Raw genomic sequence first — 23,225 nt, forward strand, 5'->3', positions numbered from 1 at the left:
ACCGCAGGCGCCCGCCGCGCAGGCCCCCGCCGAGGAGGCCGCCCCGCGTCGTACCCGTCGCCGGGCCGTGCGCCCCGTGTTCGGGTTCTCCGAGCCGGCGCAGCCTGCACAGCCCACGCAGCCCGCGCCGGCCGCCGAGAGCGAGGAGGCCGAGGCCGAGACCCGCCGCCGGCCCGCCCGCCCGGCCGTCGCCGTCTTCCAGGCGCCGGTGTTCACCGAGCCGAGGTTCCAGACCCCGGAGCGCGCCGCCGCGGCGGCCGCGGCCGAGTCCGCCGAGGCGGAGGAGCCCGAGGAGTACGCGGAGGAGCGCGCCGAGACCGGTGCGCGCCGCCGTCGCCGCCGCCGGGGTGCCGCCGAGGAGACGCGCGCCGTCGAGGCCGCCGCCGAGGAAGAGGAGCCTGCCGAGGCCGTCGCCGAGGGCGAGCAGGCCGAGGAGCCCGAGGAGCCCGGGGAGACGGAGGAGGCCGAGGAGGCCGAGGAGACGGAGGGCGCCGAGGGCTTCGAGGAGTCCGGCTCGCGCCGCCGTCGCCGTCGTGGCGGCCGGCGTCGCCGTCGCGGTGAGGCCGCCGACGGCGAGGGCGCCGAGGCCGAGGCCGAGGAGCTGGCCGCCGAGCAGGCCGCGCAGGACGCCGAGGACACCGCCGAGCAGGAGGAAGAGGACGCCGAGGAGGCCCACGAGGAGGCCGGTGCCTCCAGCGCCGGCAGCCGCCGTCGCCGTCGCCGTCGTCGCCGGGCCGGTGACACCACGGTCGACACCGAGCCCGGCGAGGGCGACCCGGAGCGCACGGTCGTCAAGGTCCGCGAGCCGCGCAAGCCCGCCGAGCCGTCCGACGAGGTGCAGTCCATCAAGGGCTCCACGCGTCTGGAGGCCAAGAAGCAGCGCCGCCGCGAGGGCCGTGAGCAGGGCCGCCGGCGCGTTCCGATCATCACCGAGGCCGAGTTCCTGGCCCGCCGTGAGGCCGTCGAGCGCGTGATGGTCGTGCGCCAGCACGGCGAGCGCACGCAGATCGGCGTCCTGGAGGACGGCGTCCTCGTCGAGCACTACGTCAACAAGGAGCAGTCGACGTCGTACGTCGGCAACGTCTACCTGGGCAAGGTGCAGAACGTGCTGCCGTCGATGGAGGCCGCCTTCATCGACATCGGCAAGGGGCGGAACGCCGTTCTCTACGCCGGTGAGGTCAACTTCGAGGCGCTGGGGATGGCCAACGGTCCCCGTCGTATCGAGTCCGCGCTGAAGTCGGGGCAGTCCGTCCTCGTCCAGGTCACCAAGGACCCGATCGGGCACAAGGGCGCGCGTCTGACCAGCCAGGTCTCCCTGCCGGGCCGCTACCTCGTGTACGTCCCCGAGGGCTCGATGACCGGCATCAGCCGCAAGCTGCCCGACACCGAGCGGGCCCGGCTGAAGACCATCCTCAAGAAGATCGTTCCCGAGGACGCGGGCGTCATCGTGCGCACCGCTGCCGAGGGCGCGAGCGAGGACGAGCTGCGCCGGGACGTCGAGCGGCTGCAGGCGCAGTGGGAGGACATCCAGAAGAAGTCGAAGAACGGCAACGCGCCGACGCTGCTGTACGGCGAGCCGGACATGACCGTCCGGGTCGTCCGCGACATCTTCAACGAGGACTTCTCCAAGGTCGTCGTCAGCGGTGACGACGCCTGGGAGACGATCCACGGATACGTCTCGCACGTCGCGCCGGACCTCGCCGCCCGGCTGTCGAAGTGGACGTCCGAGGTCGACGTCTTCGCCACCTACCGGATCGACGAGCAGCTCGCCAAGGCGCTGGACCGCAAGGTCTGGCTGCCCAGCGGCGGTTCGCTGGTGATCGACCGGACCGAGGCGATGGTCGTCATCGACGTCAACACCGGCAAGTTCACCGGCCAGGGCGGCAACCTGGAGGAGACGGTCACCAGGAACAACCTGGAGGCGGCCGAGGAGATCGTGCGCCAGCTGCGGCTGCGCGACCTCGGCGGCATCATCGTGATCGACTTCATCGACATGGTCCTGGAGTCCAACCGCGACCTGGTGCTGCGCCGCCTGCTGGAGTGCCTGGGCCGCGACCGTACGAAGCACCAGGTGGCCGAGGTGACCTCGCTGGGCCTGGTGCAGATGACCCGCAAGCGGGTCGGCCAGGGCCTGCTGGAGTCGTTCTCGGAGACCTGCGTCCACTGCAACGGCCGCGGTGTCATCGTGCACATGGAGCAGCCGGTGTCCGCCGGCGGCGGTGGCGGCAAGCGCAAGAAGCGCGGCCGTGGTGCCGACGCCCAGGAGCACGTGCACGAGACCGCCGCGGTGGCCGTGGAGACCGGTGAGGCCGTCGAGCCCGAGGTGGAGACCGCCGTCGAGGTGGCCGCCGAGGTCGCCGAGCCGGTCGCGCTCCCCGCTCCCGAGTTCGCGCCGGACGAGGAGCTGTACAGCAGCGTCGCCGAGGCGGAGGCGGCGGCCACCCGTGGCCGTACGCGGCGCCGGGCGAGCCGCCGGGCCTCGGCTCCGGCGGGCGCGCCGAAGGCGGAGGCCCGTCGCGAACGGGTCGCGCAGGCCCTGAAGACCGAGGCCGCCGAGGCGCCGACCGCACAGGACGTCACCGCCGAGGAGGCGGCGGCGCGCCCGGTGCGTCCGGAGCCGGCCGTCGAGGCCCTGGCCGAGCCCCCGGCCGTCGAGGACCAGGTGGTCCCGGCGCCGCAGGCCGAGGTGGCCGAGGCGGCCGAGGAAGCCGCGCCCAAGGGCCGTACGCGCCGTCGTGCGACCCGGAAGGTGTCCGCGCCGGCCGGTTCCCCGGCGGGTGCGGAGGCGGCCGTGGTGACGGTGCCCGAGACCGCGCCCGAGGCTCCTGCCGAAGAGGCTGCGCCCCCGGCTCCGGCCCCGGTCGCCGTCGAGGTGGCGCCCGAGCCCGCCGAGAGCGCCGCTCCGGCCCGTCCGCGCCGTCGTGCCGTGCGCAAGGTCGGTGCGCCGACCGCGTCCGAGGAGGCGGCCGTCGTGGTCGTCCCGTCGGCCGCGGGGGAGGAGGCCCCGGCCGGCGACGTCACCGCCGAGGAGGTGGCCGAGGCGACCGCGCCGGCCAAGAAGGCGGCCCGCAAGACCGCCAAGAAGGCCACGGCGAAGAAGGCCGCCGCCAAGAAGACCGTGGCGAAGAAGACCGCGGCCAAGAAGACGGCCGCCAAGAAGACCACGGCCAAGAAGGCGGCCAAGACGGCCGCCGCGAAGTCGACGGCGAAGAAGACCACCACGGTCTCGGCTGCCGCGGACGCCTCCGACGAGGGCTGACGCCCGTGGTGTGGGGCCGGTCCGCGTGACCGGCCCCACACCCGGCGGGCCCGGTTTGACCCCCCAGGTCGTGGCCCCGTAACCTTGACCGTCGGCGTGTCCACTGAACACGCCACATCCCCGTAAACCTCTTCCTCCCGGGCGCATGGCGGACCGGGAGAGGTCGTCCGTGGTGTTTCTGGGCGGCTGGCCTGCGGGGGTGCCGTTTCTTCGAGCGAAAGAGAGATCCGCGTGTACGCCATCGTGCGCAGCGGTGGTCGCCAGCACAAGGTTGCTGTCGGCGACATCGTTGAGGTTGACAAGATTTCCACCGCCAAGGTGGGCGACACGGTCGAGCTCTCGACCCTGCTCGTTGTCGACGGCGACTCCGTGACCAGCGACCCGTGGGTGCTGGCCGGCATCAAGGTCCAGGCCGAGGTCGTGGACCACCACAAGGGCCAGAAGATCGACATTCTGCGCTACAAGAACAAGACCGGCTACCGCCGTCGGCAGGGCCACCGCCAGCAGTACACGGCGATCAAGGTCACGTCGATCCCCACGGCTGCGAAGTAAGGGACTGAGGAGAAATGGCACACAAGAAGGGCGCATCGTCCACCCGGAACGGTCGCGACTCCAACGCCCAGCGGCTCGGCGTGAAGCGCTTCGGCGGTCAGGTCGTCAACGCGGGTGAGATCCTGGTCCGCCAGCGCGGCACCCACTTCCACCCCGGCGCCGGTGTCGGCCGTGGCGGCGACGACACGCTGTTCGCCCTGCAGGCCGGTGCGGTGGAGTTCGGTACCCACCGCGGCCGCAAGGTCGTGAACATCGTTCCGGTCGCCTGAGTCGCCTGACACAGGGCTCGGACCGAACGTTTCGCGAGGCGGACCTCACTTCCCGGTCGGGAAGGCGGGTCCGCCTTTCGCGTGTTGACATAGGCAATACCCATGAGTTTCTGGAGGCACTGAACCATGACCACCTTCGTGGACCGCGTCGAGCTGCATGTCGCCGCGGGTAACGGAGGTCACGGCTGTGCCTCCGTCCACCGTGAGAAGTTCAAGCCGCTCGGCGGCCCCGACGGCGGCAACGGCGGGCGGGGCGGTGACGTCATCCTGACCGTCGACCAGTCCGTCACCACGCTGCTCGACTACCACCACTCCCCGCACCGCAAGGCCACCAACGGCAAGCCCGGCGAGGGCGGCAACCGCTCCGGCAAGGACGGCCAGGACCTGGTCCTGCCGGTGCCGGACGGTACGGTCGTGCTGGACAAGGCGGGCAACGTGCTCGCCGACCTGGTCGGCCACGGCACGTCGTACATCGCCGCGCAGGGCGGCCGCGGCGGCCTCGGCAACGCGGCGCTGGCCTCCGCCCGCCGCAAGGCGCCCGGCTTCGCGCTGCTCGGCGAGCCCGGGGACCTGCACGACATCGTCCTGGAGCTGAAGTCCGTCGCCGACGTGGCGCTGGTCGGCTACCCGAGCGCCGGCAAGTCCTCGCTGATCTCCGTGCTCAGCGCGGCGAAGCCGAAGATCGCCGACTATCCGTTCACGACGCTCGTGCCCAACCTGGGCGTGGTGACCGCCGGTTCGACCGTCTACACCATGGCCGACGTGCCGGGTCTGATCCCCGGCGCCAGCCAGGGCAAGGGCCTCGGCCTGGAGTTCCTGCGCCACGTGGAGCGGTGCAGCGTGCTGGTGCACGTGCTGGACACCGCGACCCTGGAGTCCGACCGCGACCCGGTCTCCGACCTCGACATCGTCGAGGCCGAGCTGCGGGAGTACGGCGGCCTGGACAACCGGCCCCGGATCGTCGTCCTGAACAAGGTGGACGTGCCCGACGGCAAGGACCTCGCCGAGCTGGTCCGGCCCGACCTGGAGGCCCGCGGCTACCGCGTCTTCGAGGTGTCGGCCGTCGCCCACATCGGGCTGGAGGAGCTGTCGTACGCGCTGGGCGATCTGGTCGCCAGGGCGCGCGCCGCGAAGCCGAAGGAGGAGGCGACCCGGATCGTCATCCGGCCCAAGGCCGTGGACGACGCCGGCTTCACCGTCACCCGCGAGGAGGTCGGCGGCGAGCCGCTGTTCCGGGTGCGCGGCGAGAAGCCGGAGCGCTGGGTCCGCCAGACCGACTTCAACAACGACGAGGCCGTCGGCTACCTCGCCGACCGCCTCAACCGCCTCGGTGTCGAGGAGGAGTTGATGAAGGCGGGCGCCCGGTCCGGCGACGGTGTCGCCATCGGTCCCGAGGAGAACGCGGTCGTCTTCGACTGGGAGCCGACGGTCATGGCCGGCGCGGAGATGCTGGGCCGCCGCGGCGAGGACCACCGCTTCGACGCGCAGCGGCCCGCGGCGCAGCGCCGCCGGGACAAGCAGGCGGAGCGGGACGAGGCCCTGCAGGAGTACGACGAGTTCGACCCCTTCGAGTAGGGCTCGGTCGGCTGCCGTCGCCGCCTGGGGGCTGCCCCGCCCCCAGGCCCCCCGCCCCCAGGCCTCCCGGCTTCGGCCCGAACGGCCTCGCCCTCGGACGCCGGACGGGCTGGCAGGGACTCATCGCGGTCCCAGGCCGCTCTCAGCCTCGCCTCAGGTGAGGCTCTTACCGTCCCCTGACCATGGAGACGGCCTGTACGACCCCCGCACCCCTGCCCCCGGGCACCCGCCTGCTGCACATCGGTCCGCACAAGACCGGCACCACCGCCATCCAGGGCGCCCTCTTCGCGGCCAGGGACCGCATGCCGGAGTACGGCGTCGCGTTCCCCGCGCACACCCGGCACCCCATGGAAGCCGCCCTCGCCGCCTGCGCCCGGCCCGCGATGATGGGTGACACCGTGCCCACCGACCGGCACTGGCGCAGGCTGCTGGACCAGGTGGCGGCCACCGGCGCGCGGACCTCGGTGATCAGCAGCGAGTTCTTCGCCGACGCCCCCGACGACGAGACCGTCGCCCGGATCGTGGAGCAGCTCGGCGGCGACCGCGTGCGGGTGCTGGTCACGCTGCGTCCCCTGGCGCGGATCATGCCCTCGCAGTGGCAGCAGTACGTGCAGAACGGGCTGCGCATGGGCTACGCGGACTGGCTGGAGCACATGCTCCGCAGGCCGCCGTACGACAAGCCCAATCCGAGCTTCTGGCACCGGCACCGGCACCACCTGCTGGTCGAGCGCTGGGCGCGGGCCGTCGGTCCCGAGCGGGTCACCGTGGTCGTGGTGGACGACCGGGACCGCGGTGCCCTGCTGCGCGCCTTCGAGGCGCTGCTCGGGCTTCCGGAGAATCTCCTGAGGCCCGTTCCAGACGCCGCTAATCGTTCTCTTACCCTCGCCGAGACCGAAATGCTGCGGAATCTTAATGTCGAATTCCGCGGTAATGGACTGCCGGACGAGCTGTATTCCCGACTGGTCCGCGGCGGCGCCGTGCCGCATATGAAGAACGCGTGCCCTCCCGTGCCCGGAGACGTGAAGATCGTGACCCCGCGCTGGGCGGTGGAGGCGGCGTGTGCGATCGGCGCCGAATCGGCGGAGCGGATCGCCGCGCTGGGGGTGCGGGTCCTCGGTGACCCGGCCCTGCTGTCCGCCGTTCCCGAGCAGCCGGTATCGGCCTCCGACGAGCCCCTTCTCGCCCCGGAGGTCGCGGCCCGGGCGCTGTATGGAGCGCTCGCCGCGGCGGCCGGGCAGACCTGCGTCCGCAGCGTGCACCAGACCTCGACGAAGGAGCTCGTACGGGTGCTCGGGCACCGCTGCCTGAAACGGCTCGGCCGGCGCTGAACCGCGCCCGTTCGTCATCGTGACGGACTTGTGCACTTACTCACAGCAAATTCACGGGTGTTCGCGGTACCGAGGTCCAATCACCGGGAGTGCAAGGTGAATGACAGGTTGCGCTCACATATGCATGGGGTGTCCCTCACCTTGCACTCCCCTTACCTAAAGTGGGAGCATTTCGCAGTTCCCTGTCGCCCCAAGGTAGGTCACCTGTGTCCCAGCACATAGCCAAGCCCCGTACCACCGCAGTGATCCTGGCCGGTGGCACCGGCCAGCGGGTGGGTCTGTCGATCCCCAAGCAGCTGCTGAAGATCGCCGGCAAGGCAGTCATCGAGCACACTCTGACCACCTTCGAGAACGCCGACTCGATCGACGACGTCATCGTGCTGATGGCGCCGGGCTACGTCCCGGACGTCGAGAAGATCGTCGCCAAGGCCGGATTCACCAAGGTGAAGAAGATCATCGAGGGCGGCTCGACGCGCAACGAGACCACCGAGCGCGCCATCTCGGCCCTCGGTGAGGGACTGGGCGAGGGCGAGGACCTCAACGTCCTCTTCCACGACGCCGTACGCCCCCTGCTCTCGCAGCGCGTCATCGACGACTGCGTGACCGCCCTGGAGCGTTACCAGGCCGTGGACGTGGCCATCCCGTCCGCGGACACCATCATCGTCACCCGCACCCACGGCGAGGACGGCGAGTTCATCACCGAGATCCCGGACCGCTCCCGGCTGCGCCGCGGCCAGACCCCGCAGGCCTTCAAGCTGTCCACGATCCGCCGCGCCTACGAGGTCGCCGCCGGTGACCCCAACTTCCAGGCCACGGACGACTGTTCCGTCGTGCTCAAGTACCTGCCGGACGTGCCGATCCACGTCGTCGCGGGTGACGAGTACAACATGAAGGTGACCCAGCCGGTCGACGTCTTCATCGCCGACAAGCTGTTCCAGCTCGCCTCCACCGCCGCCCCCGAGCAGGTCGGCGAGGACGCCTACCGCGAACTCCTCACCGGCAGGACGCTCGTCATCTTCGGCGGCTCCTACGGCATCGGCAAGGACATCGCCCACCTCGCCGAGTCCTACGGCGCCCACGTCTACGCGCTGGGCCGCTCCACCACCGGCACCCACGTGGAGAACCCGGAGGAGGTCGACGACGCGCTGTCCACGGCGTACGCCGAGACCGGCCGGATCGACTACGTCGTCAACACCGCGGGCGTGCTGCGCATCGGCAAGCTCGCCGAGACCGACAACGCCACCATCGAGGAGGCGCTGAAGGTCAACTACCTGGCCCCGGTGCAGATCGCCCGTTCGAGCTACAAGTACCTCGCCGAGACCAAGGGCCAGCTGCTGCTCTACACCTCCAGCAGCTACACCCGCGGCCGCGCCGAGTACTCGCTGTACTCCTCCACCAAGGCCGCCATGGTGAACCTCACTCAGGCGCTGTCCGACGAGTGGGCCGGCGACGGCATCCGCGTCAACTGCATCAACCCCGAGCGGACCGCCACCCCGATGCGCACCAAGGCCTTCGGCCAGGAGCCCGCCGGCACGCTGCTCTCCTCCGAGGCCGTGGCCCGCACCTCCCTGGACGTGCTGCTGTCGGAGCTGACCGGCCATGTCATCGACGTCCGTCAACAGGACCCGACGGCGGGCGCCGCCAAGGCCTCCGGGTTCGAGCAGGCGCTGGCCACCGTTCTGGACCGCCAGGACGGCATGTAATAATTCGTCAATAGCTTTTACCGAATTCAGGCCTCTGTCGCCGCTCGTTAACCGGGCGTTTGCAGAGGCCTGAATCCGTCCATCTCTTACACCTCTTACATCCCTCACAAAATCTAGCGAACCGGCACTCCCCCTCCCAGAGCAGGTTTCTCCGTGATATCCACCGCTATTCGCGTCGCCCGGGTGGGCAGCGCGGCCGAGCTGACCGCGGCGGCCCTCATGATCCTGGGCTTCCCGGCTCTCATGCTGGCCGCGATCGTCCCGAGCGTTCCCGCCTTCGCGGCCGTGGCGGCCGTGACGTACCTGGCGGACCACTATCTGCACCGCAAGGGCAGCTACCTGATCAACCGCCTCAGCAAGATCCGGGCGGGTCTGTCGATCCGCTTCCTGATCCGGCAGCTGCTGCTGATCCTGCTGCTGGCCCGCCTGTCGCACGCGGACGACCTGATCTTCTACGGCGCCGTCGCCTGCTTCATCGCCTTCTACGGCCTCCAGGCCCCGCACGGCGCGCTGGTCACCCTCATCCGCAACCGCCGCCGGATGCCGGTCGCCACCCGCAACATCGACCTGAAGTCCCGCATCCGCATCCCGGACGCGCCCTCGCGCGGACTGCTGCACCGCAGCGCGGAGAAGATGCTCCACCTGGACGTCTTCGCGATGATCGGCATCCTGGTCTCCGCGGGGCAGGACTCCCCGGCCACCCCGGGCTTCGCCGGCATCGGCCTCACCATCGCCCTCGGCGTGCTGTACGTCCTGGTGCTGGTGCCGTACGTGCGCGGCCGGAAGATCCCGCCGAAGGCCGACGTCGTCCTCGCCGCCGTCGACGACTGGCTGGCCGGCTACAAGCCGGAGACGGTCCTGTACTTCTCCGGCTCCAAGGACTCCGCGTACCAGGTCAACATGTGGCTGGAGACGATGGAGCAGCTGGAGTCCCGGCCGCTGATCATCCTGCGTGAGCGGGCCATCCTGAGCAGCCTCGCACCGACCACGGTCCCCGTCATCTGCGTGCCCGGAGGGGTGCACCTGATGAACCTGGACCTGTCGACCGTGCGCGTGGCCCTGTACGCCGCGAACGTCGGCAAGAACATCCACCTGCTGCGCGTGCCCACCATGAAGCACGTCTTCATCGGCCACGGCGACAGCGACAAGCTCGCCAGCGTCAACCCGTACAGCAAGGTCTACGACGAGGTGTGGACCGCCGGCCGCGCCGGCCGCGACCGCTACGCCATCGCCGACGTCGGCGTCCGCGACGACGACATCGTGGAGGTCGGCCGCCCGCAGCTCGCGCCCATCCAGACCTGGCAGGGCGTGAGCGAGGGCCCCGGCGGCGGAGCCGCCGACGGGCGCGTCCCGACGGTGCTGTACGCCCCGACGTGGGAGGGCTGGGACGGCAACCCCGGCAACACCTCGATCGTGCTCGCCGGCGAGAACATCGTGAAGAAGCTGGTCGCGGCCGATCCGCCGGTCCGCGTCCTGTACAAGCCGCACCCGTTCACCGGCACGGTCAGCAAGCGGGCCGCCGCCGCGCACCAGCGGATCACCGCCCTGGTGGAGAAGGCCGCCGCGCGGCGCGCCGCCGACTCCCGCTTCACGGCCGACGGCAAGGCGATGGCCCAGGCCAAGGCCGACCTGGCCCGCATCGAGGCCCGGCTCGCCCAGCTGACCGCGGCCGGCGACGACAAGGCCGACGAGGCCGAGGCCACCCGTGACGGTGTCGTGGACCCGGCCCGGCACGAGGAGATCGCCCGGCTGCGCGCCGAGTGGAACGACGCCTACTGGCGCTCCTTCCCGTCGTACGAGCACCGCGTCATCACCGGCGCCGAGCCGCGCCTGTACGACTGCTTCAACGTCTCGGACGCGATGGTCTCCGACATCTCCTCCGTGGTGTCCGACTTCATCGCGAGCGGCAAGCCGTACGCGGTCACCGACTCCGGCGAGCTCGGTCACGAGGAGTTCAAGCGGCAGAACACGGCGGTGCGCGCCGCGGTGATCCTGTCCAACGACGCGCGCGAGCTGGGCGGCCTGCTGGACGCCGTGCGCGACCCGTCCGCCGACCCGCTGCGGGAGGCCCGCAAGGAGCTCAAGCGCTATCTGCTGGGCCCGGACGAGCCGAAGTCCATCGACCAGTTCAACGCCGCGGTGGCCGACCTTGCCCTCAAGGCGGAGGCCCGCAACGTCGGCCAGCAGTCCCGGCTGGCCGGCGGGAACGGTACGGACCCCGCCCAGCTGACCAATGCGGTGCCGGGGCAGCGGACGGCGTCCGCCGGTGACACGGAGGAGCTGAACGCGGGCTGACACACGCCGCACCGCCGACGAGGGCCGGCCCCGGGACCGCTCCCGGGGCCGGCCCTTTTCGTCACTTCTCGCCTGTCTCTTACCGGCCCTACGTACTGTCGGGTGGACACCCGAACCCTGTGTGACCTGCACCACTTCTTACTTGGCGTGGGGCAACTGTTTACCCGGGCAGCCCGTCTAACGAATTGCCCATCGGGGTGATATTGGGACGATCTGGGGCAAATCCCTCTTGGTAGGTATCTCTCTTGGTAAGTAAGGGGAAAGCGTGACCGTCGTGACGCAGCCTGATGTGAGCGTGATCATCGGGGCGTACGAGGCGATGCCGTACCTGGTCGAGTGCCTGGCGTCCGTCGAGGCGCAGACCATCGACCCGGCACGCCTGGAGGTCATCGCGGTCGACGACGGCTCGACGGACGGCACCGGGGAGTACCTGGAGGAGTTCGCCGCGCGCGCCCCCATGCGGGTCACCGTCATCCGCCAGGAGAACTCCGGCGGCCCCAGCGGCCCCCGCAACGTCGGCCTGGGCAGGGCGTCCGGCCGGTACGTGTTCTTCCTCGACGCCGACGACCGGCTCGGCCCCGAGGCCCTCGATCGCATGGTCGCCATGGCCGACGAGAACGGCACCGACGTGGTGCTCGGCAAGGTCGAGGGCGTCAACCGCATCCCGCCGCAGTCCATGTGGGGCAAGACCCTCGGCCGTACCGACGTCTTCTCCTCCAACATCAAGTTCACGCTGAGCGCGCAGAAGCTGTTCCGCCGCGCGCTGCTGGACGAGCACGGCATGCGGTTCGACGAGTCGCTGTTCACCGGCGAGGACGCCCTGTTCACGATGGAGGCGTACCTGCGCGCGGACGGCGTCTCCGTCCTCGCCGACTACCCCTGCTACTACCTGGTCGGCCGCGACGACGGCAAGCACGTCACCAAGAGCGGCAGCTACACCCTGCGCTTCGACTCCGCGCGTGCGCTGATGAAGCTGATCACCGACATGGTCCCGGCCGGCGACAAGCGCGATCTGCTCATGGTCCGGCCGTTCCTCATCACGCTGCTGCCGCAGTTCGGACCGAAGTTCCTCAAGGACAGCGAGCAGGTCCGCCGGCACAAGCTGGAGCTGGCCGAGCCGCTGATGGACGCCCACTGGACGCCCGGAGTCGCCCGGCGGCTGAAGGTGCACGAGCGGCTGCGGCTGCACCTGGTCGCCCTGCAGCGCACCGATCTGCTGCTGGACGTCGTCGAGTTCGTCAAGGCGAAGAAGCAGCCCGACGCGATCCTGGAGAAGCGCGGCACCGAGGTCTACCTCGCCTACCCGCACTTCCGGTCTCAGACGGCCGGCCTCCCGGACGACCTCTACCTCGCCGCCCCCCGCGAGGCCCGCGCCGTCCACGGCTACCGCGAGGCCGCCGCCAACTCCTTCCTGCGCCGTGCGCTCCGCAAGGTACGGCGGATGCTGTCGGCGAGGCACTTCAGGACAGCGGCGGCCTGACCGCCACCCCGACTCGCCATGACCGGCCCGCGCGCCGAGGTCCCTGAGGGGCCGGGTGTGCCTGGGACGGCCTCGGTGTCCGGTGTCTGCGGGATTATGTTTGAACGGCTACGGACCGCCGTCCGGAGGCTGGACCGACGGGCGCGGCTCGATCCGCTTCGCGTAGATTGCCGCACAGGCAGCCAAACCGCGTGAGAAAACCGAGGGCAAGGTGGCAAGGGCAAGGCAGGCCGTGGGCGAGGCCCGCAGGATCGTCGTCAAAGTGGGCTCCTCGTCGCTGACCACCGCCGCCGGCGGGCTGGACGCCGACCGCGTCGACGCGCTGGTCGACGTGCTGGCCAAGATCCGCAGCGGGGGAGAGCGGGAGATCGTCCTCGTCTCCTCCGGTGCCATCGCCGCCGGCCTCGCCCCGCTCGGCCTGCGCCGCCGCCCCAAGGACCTCGCCCGGCAGCAGGCCGCCGCCAGCGTCGGCCAGGGTCTGCTCGTCGCCCGCTACACCGCCTCCTTCGCCCGCTACGGCGTCCGCGTCGGCCAAGTCCTGCTCACCTCCGACGACATGAGCCGCCGCGCCCACCACCGCAACGCCTCCCGCACCCTCGACAAACTCCTCGCGATGGGCGCCTTCCCGATCGTCAACGAGAACGACACGGTCGCCACCGACGAGATCCGCTTCGGCGACAACGACCGCCTCGCGGCCCTCGTCGCCCACCTCGTCCACGCCGACCTGCTCGTCCTCCTCTCCGACGTCGACGGCGTCTACGACGGAGATCCCAGCAAGCCGGGCACCTCGCGGATAGCGGAGGTGAAGGGCCCGGAGGACCTCGCGGGCGTCGAGATCGGCAGCGCGGGCAGGGCCGGAGTGGGCACCGGCGGGATGGTCACCAAGGTCGAGGCCGCCCGGATCGCGGCCGCGGCCGGCATCTCCGTGGTCCTCACCAGCGCGGTGCACGCGGCGGACGCCCTGGGCGGCGGCGACACCGGCACCTATTTCCACCCCACCGGCAGGCGCTCCGCCGACCGGCTCCTGTGGCTCCAGCACGCCTCCACCCCGCAAGGGGCGCTGACCCTGGACGACGGCGCGGTGGACGCCGTCGTGAAGCGGCGCAAGTCGCTGCTGCCCGCCGGAATCGCCTCCGTGGAGGGAGAGTTCAGCGCCGGCGACCCCGTCGAGCTGCGCGACACGTCGGGGCGTGCGGTGGCCCGTGGACTCGTCAGCTTCGACGCCAAGGAGATCCCCCGGCTGATCGGGCGTTCGACCCGCGAACTCGCCCGTGAACTCGGCCCGGCGTACGAACGCGAGGTCGTACACAGGGACGACCTGGTGCTCCTGCACACGTAAAACGGGACGTAACGACGGCCCCCGGTGGGGGACGTTCCGTAAAACCGCCCCGCGGTGCCGTGGGGCCTGCTCAACTTTGTCTCAGAGAGACGTTCCGAGGCGTGTTCCGGGCAAGGTACCGAGGGACGCTCCGAAAGACGTTCCGCCAGACGTTGCCGAGCAGTGGGTGAAGGAGGCCGTCGTGAGACGAGTGCGCCCTGGGGTGGCCACCCGCGGTGCCCTGACGAGCGTCGCGGCCGGCGACACCTATGAGGAGCCCAAGGACCTGCCCCGGCTCTGGCACGTCACCCTCAGCGTCGCCGGCCCGGACGTCCCCCTCACGGATCTGCGGCGGGCCCTGGAGCAGCTGGCCCACGACCACCCCTTCCTGCTGACCAGCCGGTACGCGAGCGACCACGCGGAGATCCGGTACTGGGAGGAGGCCCGCGACCTGCATGACGCCGCCGCCGTCGCGCTGCGCCTGTGGGGCGAGCACCGGCAGACCGCCGGACTGCCTCCCTGGGAGATCGTCGGCCTGGAGGTGATCGACCGCGAGACCTACCACCAGCGCATCGCCGAGGGCTACGGCCCGCCGCCCGCCACACCGGTGGGAGTCCATCCCTTTTGATCCGTCCTGAACCCTCTTGAGCCCTCCTGAGACCTTGTCTCGCGGTTTGGGATGAGCGGTGGCCGGCCCGCCCCGCGCACTACCCTTCCCTCATGACCACGCTCTCGCCGTACGACTCGATGTCCCCGGTCACCCAGGCCGCCTACCGGGCCAAGGCCGCCGCCGCCGACCTCGCGCCGCTCCCGCGTGCCGTGAAGGACGACGCGCTGCTGGCCATCGCCGACGCCCTCGAGGTCCGGACCAGCGAGATCGTCGAGGCCAACGCCAAGGACGTCGCCAAGGCCCGGGAGCACGGCACCAGCGAGGCCATCGTCGACCGGCTCACCCTCACCCCCGAGCGGGTCCGCGCCATCGCCTCCGACGTCCGTGACGTGGCCAAGCTGCCCGACCCGGTCGGCGAGATCGTCCGCGGCTCCACCCTCCCCAATGGCATCGACCTGCGCCAGGTCCGCGTCCCGCTCGGCGTCGTCGGCATCATCTACGAGGCCCGCCCGAACGTCACCGTGGACGCCGCCGCGCTCTGCCTGAAGTCCGGCAACGCCGTCCTGCTGCGCGGCTCCGCCTCCGCCTACGAGTCCAACACCGCCCTCGTCCGGGTCATCCGGGACGCCGTCGGCGGCGCCGGGCTGCCCGCCGACGCCGTCCAGCTGGTGCCCGGCGAGAGCCGCGAGTCCGTGCGCGAGCTGATGCGCGCCCGCGGCCTGGTCGACGTCCTCATCCCGCGCGGCGGTGCCTCCCTGATCCAGACCGTGGTCAGCGAGTCCACCGTCCCGGTCATCGAGACCGGCACCGGCAACTGCCACGTCTACGTCGACGCCCACGCCGACATCGACATGGCCATCGACATCCTGATCAACTCCAAGGCCCAGCGGGTCAGCGTCTGCAACGCCGCCGAGACCCTCCTCGTCCACCAGGACATCGCCCCCGAGTTCCTGCCGCGCGCCCTCGACGCCCTCGCCGGGGCCGGGGTCACCGTGCACGCCGACGAGCGTGTGATGGCCTACGCCAAGGACTCCCAGGCGACGGTCGTGGAGGCCGTGGCCGAGGACTGGGAGACCGAGTACCTCTCGTACGACATCGCCGCCGCGGTCGTCGACTCCCTGGACAAGGCCGTCGAGCACATCCGGCTGTGGACCTCCGGCCACACCGAGGCCATCGTCACGACCTCCCAGCAGGCCGCCCGCCGCTTCACCCAGCTGGTCGACTCCACCACCGTCGCCGTGAACGCCTCCACCCGCTTCACCGACGGCGGCCAGTTCGGCTTCGGCGCCGAGATCGGCATCTCCACGCAGAAGCTGCACGCCCGTGGCCCGATGGGCCTGCCGGAGCTGACCAGCACCAAGTACATCGTCACCGGCGACGGCCACGTGCGCCCCTGACACCCACCGGTTCGGCCGCACGCCCGGGAGCCCTGGCGGGCGGCCGAAACGTCGTCTCACCAGTCAGACGAATTTCCATACCGTCTGCCCAAATTGACCCCCCAGGTCTACTCTGGAGGCGTGCCGGAGGACGTGGGGGGCACGCCGTTCCCTGACGGCTGGGAGCCCGACGACGACCACGACCACGGGGTGTCGGACGAAGAGTTCGCCTCCGTGGTCTTCGACGAGGCCTTCGTACAGGCGGCCACGGTCCATGAGCCGACCGCCGTCGAGCGCCTCCTTGCCGCCGCCCAGGCCAGAGCCGAGGCCTCCGAGGCGGAGGCTCGCCGCGCCCATGCCCGAGGCGAGCACTACGACGACGCCTACGGCCCCGAGGGCACCGATTTCGGCCAAGATCCGGACGACGACGAGCTGGAGGACACCTATGTCCTCGGCGACCGTCACTTCGGCGGATACGGCAAGCAGGTCCGCTGGCACCGCCCCGTGGCCTGGGTGCTGGCCGTCGTGATGGGTATCGGCATGGTCGCCCTGGCCTTCGCGGCCGTCTACCGGGGTGGCTCCGCCGGCACCCGGGACGGGGTCCCCTCGCCCGCCCCGACCGGCCTCGAACAGGGCAGCGCAGCCGCGCCCTCCGTCTCCGCCGACACCTCCCAGCCGGCGGCCTCGGCCATCCCGCGCTCCCCCTGAACACCCGCCCCGCTCTTGGTGAGCACCTGTCAGAAGTTGTCGTGTACCAGGGCGTTTACCTGAGGCCCGCGCGACCTACTCTGAAAGTATGGGCGGGCCTGGAGACCCACCGGAGGGCACACCCGAGGGCGCCCCCGGAGGTGGCGAGGACGAGTACCGATCCGTCGTGTTCGACGAGTCGTTCGTCCGCGCTGCCCGCCTCCAGGAGTTCTCCGCCGAGGAGCGGATGGCCGATCACGCGCCCGCCGTGCGCCGCCGCCCGTCCCTGCACCGCGGACTCACCCGGCAGGCCCTGATCCTCGTCCTGCTCATCGCCGTCGCCTTCGGCACCGCGATCTACATGGGCCTCCGCCACCCCTACGGCTCCCCGGAGGCCCGGCGCCCCGTCGAGCCCCTGCGGATGACGGTGATCCCGCTCGCCCCGACGGGCAAGGTGCCCGGCACCGCCGACGCCGAGTACCTGTACGCGCACAGTCCCGCCGCCCAGTACGACGTCGGCGCCGAGGGCATACCCCTGCCGGTCACCCGCAGCACCGCCCACTTCTCCGACAGCCAGGTGCTGACCGCGCTCACCACCGCCAAGGACTACATCGTCCGCTCCTCGCTCTACCCCGAGGTGCTCACCGGCCGCCAGGTCCGCCCGGCCCGGTCCCTCCTCGACGCCGACCAGCTCGACCAGTTCGACCGGAGCTTCGACCACCCGGCGGCGGACGGCCGGCACGCCCCCACCGGCTGGCTGGTCCGTCTCGACCCCTCCCGCGCCCAGCTCGCCGACGACCGGATTCGCGTCAAGGGCGACCTGCAGGCGACCGAGAGCGACGCGAGCACGCTGGACGTCACCGCCGACCACACCTTCGTCTACGCCCTGCGCCCCACCGGTGCCGCGACGAACGCGCTGGTGTCCCTGTTCACGGTCCGCCGCGAGCTGACCTTCCGCTTCACCCGCGACGACCTGCGCACCCACCAGATCCAGCTGCTCACGTCCTACGTCCAGGCCGGCCCCCTCGCCTGCGCCGAGGACTCCACGTCCTACTTCCGCCCCCTCCTGGCCGGCCAGACCGCCCACCTGGGCGGCCCCGCGGGCACCGACCCCTACGAGACGGACAGCCCTGCGGCCCTGTGCGGGACGCTGGCCGCTGGGGCTGAGCCGACGGTGTGAGCGGGGGAGCCTTCGCGTCGACGGGGGTGAGGGCGGGGTGGTGTGGGGCGGGGGGTGATGGGGGCGGGTGCCCGGGGTGAGCCGGCGTTCTCCGGGCGCCCGTGGCCGGCCCTTCGGGCTGAGGGCGGTGGGAGCGCCGGGCGCGGTTGCGGTGGTGTGCCGTCATCCCTCCTGAGGGGCGTCCGCCGGGCCTCCCTTCGCCGGGGGCGGGCTGCGGAAGCCGTCGAAGCCGCGGCGGACCCGGCCGCCCAGGTCGCCCGCGCCGCCCGCGAGATCCGTGACCAGCTTCATCAGCGGGTCCTTGGAGGTCTTCACATCGCTCGCGTAGCTGGCCGCCGTCTCGCGGAAGGAGTCGCTGACCGAGGTGTCCTTGTCCTCGGCACGCCGCGGGTAGTGGCCGTCCATGATCCGCTGGAAGTCCCGGGACTCGGCCCACTTCTTCAGCTCGGCCGCACGGATCGTGGCGAAGGGGTGGGAGCGGGGCAGCACGTTCAGGATCTTCAGCACGGAGTCCCGCAGGTCGCCCCCGGACTCGTACTCCTCGGCCTGCTCCAGGAAGGCGTCCACGTTCATCTCGTGCAGATGGTTGCCGCCCGCGATCTTCATCAGGCCGCGCATCGAGGCACGGACGTCCTGCCCCACCAGCAGCCCCGCCCGGTCCGCGGACAGCTCCGACTTGCGGAACCACTCCCTGAGCGCCGTCACCAACGCCATGACCGCGAGGTTGCCCAGCGGGATCCAGGCCACCCTCAGCGCGAGGGTGGTCAGGAACAGCAGGATCGTGCGGTACACCGAGTGCCCGGACAGCGCGTGTCCCACCTCGTGCCCGACGACCGCCCGCATCTCCTCCTCATCGAGGAGCTCCACGAGCCCGGTGGTGACCACGATGATCGGCTCGTCCAGGCCGATGCACATCGCGTTGGGCTGCGGGTCCTGGTTGACGTACATCGGCGGGACCTTCTCCAGGTCCAGGATGTAACAGGCGTCCAGCAGCATGTCGTGCAGATGCTGGAACTGCCGCTCGGAGACGCGCACCGAGTCGGACAGGAACAGCAGCCGCAGGCTCCGCTCGGGCAGCAGCCCGCTGAGCGCCTTGAAGACGGTGTCGAATCCGCTCAGCTTGCGCAGCGCCACCAGGGCCGAGCGGTCGGCCGGATGCTCGTAGGCACGCGAGGAGATCCCCGGGAAGCGCCTGCGCTGCCTGCTCGGCACGCGCTCGTGCCCCGTGTGCTGCTGGCCGTCGTCGGACATGTCTTCCCCCATGTGCGTATGAGTGCCACTGTGCCCCCGAAGCGGAGCCCAGCCTAGGCGGAGATACCGTGGACGGGCAGTACAGCCGAAGGAGTCCACTCATGGAGCACCACCCCGCAGCCGCCCGGCTGACCGAGGCAGCGGCGAGCGCCGTCCAACAGCACGGGTCGGGCAATCTGCTCCGCATCGTCCTGGTCGTGATGGTCCTGGGCTGTGCACTGACCGCCTGGTTCCTGCTGAGCGGCTACAAGCGGAAAGACGACTGACAGCTCGGATAAGTTCCCCGCGCGGTCCGAACGGCAGAGTCGGCGTGATCGCCGCCGGGGCGCCCGCATACGATGAGCCGACATCTTTATCCCGCCCACACGCGTTAGGTCCTGCCGAAGATGAGCCTTCACAGCGCCGCAGCCCCGTTGGTCACCCTCGCCGAAGCCGAGGGCGGCCACCACAACAGCCTCAACCCGGCGGTCACCGGCGGCAGCGCCCTCGCCATCCTGCTGCTCCTGCTGTGGATCACCACCCGCTTCAACCGCGACCGCTGAGCGGGGACCCCGTCCCCGGCCGGACGCCCGAGGCCGGGCCGGTAGGGTCTGCACGCATGGGAGAGCAGGACATGCCTACCGGTCCGGCGTACGAGACCGCCGACGACACGGTCACGCACCCGCAGTACCGGCCGTTCGGCGGCCCCGCCCACACCGGCAAGCGGCGCCTCGGCGTCATGGGCGGCACCTTCGACCCGATCCACCACGGGCACCTGGTGGCGGCCAGTGAGGTCGCCGCGCAGTTCCAGCTCGACGAGGTGGTGTTCGTGCCCACCGGGCAGCCGTGGCAGAAGTCCCACCGCAAGGTCTCCCCGGCCGAGGACCGCTATCTGATGACGGTCATCGCCACCGCCGAGAACCCGCAGTTCTCCGTCAGCCGCATCGACATCGACCGCGGCGGCCCCACCTACACCGTGGACACCCTGCGCGACCTGCGCGCGCTCAACCCCGACACGGACCTGTTCTTCATCACCGGCGCCGACGCCCTCGCCCAGCTGCTGACCTGGCGGGACAGCGAGGAACTGTTCTCCCTCGCGCACTTCATCGGCGTCACCCGGCCCGGCCACCACCTGACCGACCCCGGCCTGCCGGAGGGCGGCGTCTCGCTCGTGGAGGTGCCGGCGCTCGCCATCTCCTCCACCGACTGCCGGGCGAGAGTCGCCAAGGGAGAACCCATCTGGTACATGGTGCCGGACGGAGTCGTGCGCTACATCGACAAGCGCGAGCTGTACCGCGGCGAGTGAGCCGAGAGGGGCACCGGTGAACGACCGATACGACGCGGGTGACGCAGGCTACGGCGCCGGCCCGTACGAAATCGTCGGCTACGACGAGTACGGCCGGCCCATGTACCAGCAGGTCCCGGCACAGCCGGCACCGCAGGCTCAGCAGGCGACCTACGACCCGTACGCCCAGCAGCAGGGCTACGGCTACGACCCGTACGCCACCGGCCAGCAGCCGCCGGTGACTTCCTACGACACCAGCCGGCCCGCACCCGGTTACGACCCCTACGGCTCCCAGGCCCCGTACGACCCCTACGGCACCGGCACCCAGCACCCCGCCGGCTACGACCCCTACGGGCGGGCCGCGAACAGCGGACAGCAGCCGCGGGTCACCGAGCAGACCGCCCACATCCCGCAACAGGCAGGCCCGGCGGAGGGCACGCACGCCCCGGCACAGCCCGCGAGGCCGCACGACGACGGTGAACGGGACTACCACACCGAGCAGTTCGCGTTCGTCGAGGAGCCGGACGGCGACTCCGAGGACGTCATCGACTGGCTCAAGTTCACCGAGAACCGCACCGAGCGCCGCGAGGAGGCCCGCCGCCGCGCCCGCAGCCGGATCATCGCCCTCCTCGTCGTCCTCGCCCTCGTCGCCGTCGGCGGCACCGGCTACCTCTGGTACGCCGGAAAGCTGCCCGGCCTCTCCTCCGCCGGCTCCAAGCCCGGCGCGGCAACGCCGGTCGGCGCCCAGAAACGCGACGTGATCGTCGTCCACCTGCACAACACCGGCAAGGGCGGCACCTCCACGGCGCTGCTGGTCGACAACACCACCACCAAGCAGGGCAGCATGGTGCTGCTGCCCAACTCCCTCGCCCTGAGCGGCGACGACGGCTCCACCACCACCCTCGCCAAGTCGGTGGCCGACGACGGCTCCTCCGGCACCCTCGACCAGCTCGACACCGTGCTCGGCACCAACATCCAGGGCACCTGGCGGCTGGACACCCCCTACCTGCAGAACCTGGTCGACCTGGTCGGCAACATCGACATCGACACCAACACCGACGTGCCCGACCCGGACGCCAAGAAGAAGGGCGCCGAACCCCTCGTCCACAAGGGCAGCCAGCAGACCCTCAGCGGCAAGATGGCCGTCGCCTACGCCACCTACCGCGCCGCCGGCGAGTCCGAGGACGCCCAGCTGGAGCGGTTCGGCCAGGTCATGCAGGGCGTGCTGCGCAAGATGTCCTCCGATCCGTCGGCGGCCACGGTCACCGTGCAGACCCTCGCGCAGATCCTCGACCCGCCGCTCACCGACAAGGACCTCGGCACCTTCCTCGCCAAGCTCGCCGACCTCGCCAAGAGCGGCGCCTACAAGACCGCCCTGCTGCCCGTACAGGCCGACGGCACCCTGAGCACGAGGACCAGCGACAGTGTGGTGAAGGACATCCTCGGCGGCACCGCCAAGAGCCCCGACGCCGGATCCGCGGTCCGGGTCTCCGTGCAGAACGCCACCGGTGTGAAGGACGACACGGAGAAGGCCCGCGTGGTGCTGATCAACGGCGGCTTCACCTTCCTGGAGGGCGGCACCGCCTCCGGCACGCAGGGCACCTCGAAGGTGGTCTACTCGGACGCCTCCCACAAGTCGGACGCCACCGAGGTCGCCAAGACCCTCGGCCTGCCCGCCGGCTCCGTGACCAAGGGCACCGTCTCCTCCGGCGCCGACGTCTCGGTCGTCCTCGGCCAGGACTACAAGCCCGCCAGTTCCTGACCAGGTCTCGCGCACCCCACGTGCCACAGTAATCACGTGGGGTGCGCGGGGCGGTCCGTGAGACCCTTGAGGTTCAGTGACCGCCGACCGAAAGCTTCGTAGTGACCGCCACCGACCGTTCCCTTGAGCTCATCAACACCGCCGCCCAGGCGGCGGCCGACAAGCTCGCCCACGACGTCATCGCCTACGACGTGAGCGACGTCCTGTCGATCACGGACGCCTTCCTGCTGGCCTCCGCTCCGAACGACCGCCAGGTCAGGGCCATCGTCGACGAGATCGAGGAGCGCCTGCTGAAGGAGCTCGGCGCCAAGCCGGTGCGCCGCGAGGGCGACCGCGAGTCCCGCTGGATCCTGCTCGACTACGTCGACATCGTCGTGCACGTCCAGCACAGCGAGGAGCGGGTCTTCTACGCGCTGGAGCGGCTGTGGAAGGACTGCCCCGAGCTGGAGCTGCCCGCCGACGCCAAGGCCACCCGCGGCAAGGCCGAGGAGCACGCGAAGCTGCAGGCCGCCGAGGCCGAGCAGAAGCCGGGCGGGGAGTGGCGATGAGCGCCACCGGCGAGGTGACCGACCGCAGGAGCCGCGGCCGCCGCATCATCCTGTGGCGGCACGGCCAGACCGCCTGGAACGTCGAGCGCCGCTTCCAGGGCAGCACGGACGTCTCGCTGACCGAGACCGGCATCGGCCAGGCCCGCCGCGCCGCCCGCCTGCTGGCCTCCCTGGGACCGGACGCGATCATCTCCTCGGACCTGCAGCGGGCAGCGGACACGGCCGCCGAGCTGGCCGCCCTCACCGGCCTCGACATCACCCGCGAGGAGGGCCTGCGCGAGACCTACGCGGGCGTCTGGCAGGGGCTGACGCACGAGGAGATCATCGCCCGGTACGGCGCGGAGTACACCGCCTGGAAGCGCGGCGAGGCGGTCCGCCGCGGCGGCGGCGAACTGGAGACCGAGGTCGCCGACCGCGCCGCACCTGTCGTACTGCGGCACGTCGAGAAGCTGCCCGAGGACGGCACGCTCGTCGTCGTCAGCCACGGTGGCACCATCCGCACCACCATCGGCCGGCTGCTCGGCCTGGAGGCCGGGCACTGGGAGAGCCTCGGCGGTCTCTCCAACTGCTGCTGGTCCGTGCTCGGTGAGGGCGCCCGTGGCTGGCGGCTGCTGGAGCACAACGCCGGCACCCTCCCGGAGCCCGTCCTCGGCGACGACGACTGAGCCTCCTCCGGCTTCCGGACCCCGGATTTCACTTTCTGGCAGGTCACAGGCTAAAGTTCTTCTTGTTCGCCCCGCCGAGCGGGAAGCGAAACACCATGCGGCT

At 71.1% G+C, this 23,225-nt stretch carries 20 protein-coding genes; 19 read left to right on the forward strand and 1 reads right to left on the reverse strand.

The genetic code is table 11. The features are described from left to right. The 13 genes from ABB07_RS25560 to ABB07_RS25620 form a co-directional block, all read left to right on the forward strand. The coding region (locus ABB07_RS25560) for an Rne/Rng family ribonuclease (protein WP_244189519.1) at nt 1-3,259 on the forward strand (3,259 nt) is incomplete at its 5' end. 231 nt (nt 3,260-3,490) lie between these two features. Beyond that, entirely contained in the window at nt 3,491-3,811 is a 321-nt protein-coding gene (gene rplU, locus ABB07_RS25565) for a 50S ribosomal protein L21 (RefSeq protein WP_028422127.1), read from the forward strand. Nucleotides 3,812-3,825: 14 nt separating this feature from the next. After that, nucleotides 3,826-4,080 (forward strand): 50S ribosomal protein L27, encoded by a 255-nt coding sequence (rpmA, locus tag ABB07_RS25570; protein ID WP_023550764.1) that lies wholly within the window; start codon nt 3,826-3,828, stop codon nt 4,078-4,080. Nucleotides 4,081-4,206: 126 nt separating this feature from the next. Further along, nucleotides 4,207-5,655: a GTPase ObgE gene (gene obgE, locus ABB07_RS25575; RefSeq protein ID WP_208900893.1), complete on the forward strand. Its 1,449-nt coding sequence runs from the start codon at nt 4,207-4,209 to the stop codon at nt 5,653-5,655. 182 nt (nt 5,656-5,837) lie between these two features. Further along, nucleotides 5,838-6,983: a hypothetical protein gene (locus tag ABB07_RS25580; RefSeq protein ID WP_208900894.1), complete on the forward strand. Its 1,146-nt coding sequence runs from the start codon at nt 5,838-5,840 to the stop codon at nt 6,981-6,983. A 206-nt stretch (nt 6,984-7,189) separates the two neighbouring features. Then, entirely contained in the window at nt 7,190-8,686 is a 1,497-nt protein-coding gene (locus ABB07_RS25585; protein WP_208900895.1) for a bifunctional cytidylyltransferase/SDR family oxidoreductase, read from the forward strand. 183 nt (nt 8,687-8,869) lie between these two features. Continuing rightward, a complete protein-coding gene (locus tag ABB07_RS25590) occupies nt 8,870-10,981 on the forward strand; it encodes a hypothetical protein (RefSeq protein ID WP_208903623.1) in 2,112 nt (703 codons plus the stop codon). A 265-nt stretch (nt 10,982-11,246) separates the two neighbouring features. After that, entirely contained in the window at nt 11,247-12,461 is a 1,215-nt protein-coding gene (locus ABB07_RS25595) for a glycosyltransferase family 2 protein (protein WP_279617401.1), read from the forward strand. Between the two features lie 232 nt (nt 12,462-12,693). Beyond that, complete coding sequence (proB, locus tag ABB07_RS25600; RefSeq protein ID WP_208903625.1) at nt 12,694-13,800, forward strand: glutamate 5-kinase; 1,107 nt, start codon at nt 12,694-12,696, stop codon at nt 13,798-13,800. 181 nt (nt 13,801-13,981) lie between these two features. Continuing rightward, the gene (locus ABB07_RS25605; RefSeq protein WP_055703589.1) at nt 13,982-14,407 is read left to right on the forward strand and encodes a hypothetical protein; all 426 of its coding nucleotides are present in this window, start codon (nt 13,982-13,984) and stop codon (nt 14,405-14,407) included. A gap of 92 nt (nt 14,408-14,499) precedes the next feature. Further along, on the forward strand, nt 14,500-15,786 hold the full coding sequence (locus ABB07_RS25610) for a glutamate-5-semialdehyde dehydrogenase (RefSeq protein WP_208900896.1): 1,287 nt from the start codon (nt 14,500-14,502) through the stop codon (nt 15,784-15,786). A gap of 120 nt (nt 15,787-15,906) precedes the next feature. Further along, the gene (locus ABB07_RS25615) at nt 15,907-16,473 is read left to right on the forward strand and encodes an SCO2584 family spore wall biosynthesis protein (RefSeq protein ID WP_463670915.1); all 567 of its coding nucleotides are present in this window, start codon (nt 15,907-15,909) and stop codon (nt 16,471-16,473) included. A gap of 88 nt (nt 16,474-16,561) precedes the next feature. Then, entirely contained in the window at nt 16,562-17,632 is a 1,071-nt protein-coding gene (locus tag ABB07_RS25620) for an SCO2583 family membrane protein (RefSeq protein ID WP_208900898.1), read from the forward strand. A 162-nt stretch (nt 17,633-17,794) separates the two neighbouring features. On the opposite strand, the gene ABB07_RS25625 is transcribed toward ABB07_RS25620, so the two are convergent. Then, nucleotides 17,795-18,883, reverse strand: coding sequence for a M48 family metallopeptidase (locus ABB07_RS25625; RefSeq protein ID WP_208900899.1), 1,089 nt, complete (start codon nt 18,881-18,883; stop codon nt 17,795-17,797). Nucleotides 18,884-18,984: 101 nt separating this feature from the next. Here ABB07_RS25625 and ABB07_RS25630 point away from each other — a divergent pair, with 101 nt between their 5' ends. The 6 genes from ABB07_RS25630 to ABB07_RS25655 all read left to right on the forward strand — a co-directional run bounded on the left by ABB07_RS25630 (nt 18,985) and on the right by ABB07_RS25655 (nt 23,122). Further along, nucleotides 18,985-19,149: a hypothetical protein gene (locus ABB07_RS25630; protein ID WP_208900900.1), complete on the forward strand. Its 165-nt coding sequence runs from the start codon at nt 18,985-18,987 to the stop codon at nt 19,147-19,149. A 120-nt stretch (nt 19,150-19,269) separates the two neighbouring features. Next, on the forward strand, nt 19,270-19,425 hold the full coding sequence (locus ABB07_RS25635; protein ID WP_167528500.1) for a hypothetical protein: 156 nt from the start codon (nt 19,270-19,272) through the stop codon (nt 19,423-19,425). Nucleotides 19,426-19,481: 56 nt separating this feature from the next. Continuing rightward, nucleotides 19,482-20,168: a nicotinate-nucleotide adenylyltransferase gene (nadD, locus tag ABB07_RS25640; protein ID WP_208900901.1), complete on the forward strand. Its 687-nt coding sequence runs from the start codon at nt 19,482-19,484 to the stop codon at nt 20,166-20,168. A gap of 16 nt (nt 20,169-20,184) precedes the next feature. Continuing rightward, the gene (locus tag ABB07_RS25645; protein WP_208900902.1) at nt 20,185-21,909 is read left to right on the forward strand and encodes an LCP family protein; all 1,725 of its coding nucleotides are present in this window, start codon (nt 20,185-20,187) and stop codon (nt 21,907-21,909) included. A gap of 101 nt (nt 21,910-22,010) precedes the next feature. Further along, nucleotides 22,011-22,457, forward strand: a complete 447-nt coding sequence (gene rsfS / locus ABB07_RS25650; protein ID WP_208900903.1) for a ribosome silencing factor — start codon at nt 22,011-22,013, stop codon at nt 22,455-22,457. Beyond that, entirely contained in the window at nt 22,454-23,122 is a 669-nt protein-coding gene (locus ABB07_RS25655; protein WP_208900904.1) for a histidine phosphatase family protein, read from the forward strand. The genes rsfS and ABB07_RS25655 overlap by 4 nt, the downstream gene beginning before the upstream one ends. Nucleotides 23,123-23,225: the final 103 nt, after the last annotated feature.

The sequence above is a fragment of the Streptomyces incarnatus genome (genome assembly GCF_001027185.1).
GTDB classification, from domain to species: domain Bacteria; phylum Actinomycetota; class Actinomycetes; order Streptomycetales; family Streptomycetaceae; genus Streptomyces; species Streptomyces puniciscabiei.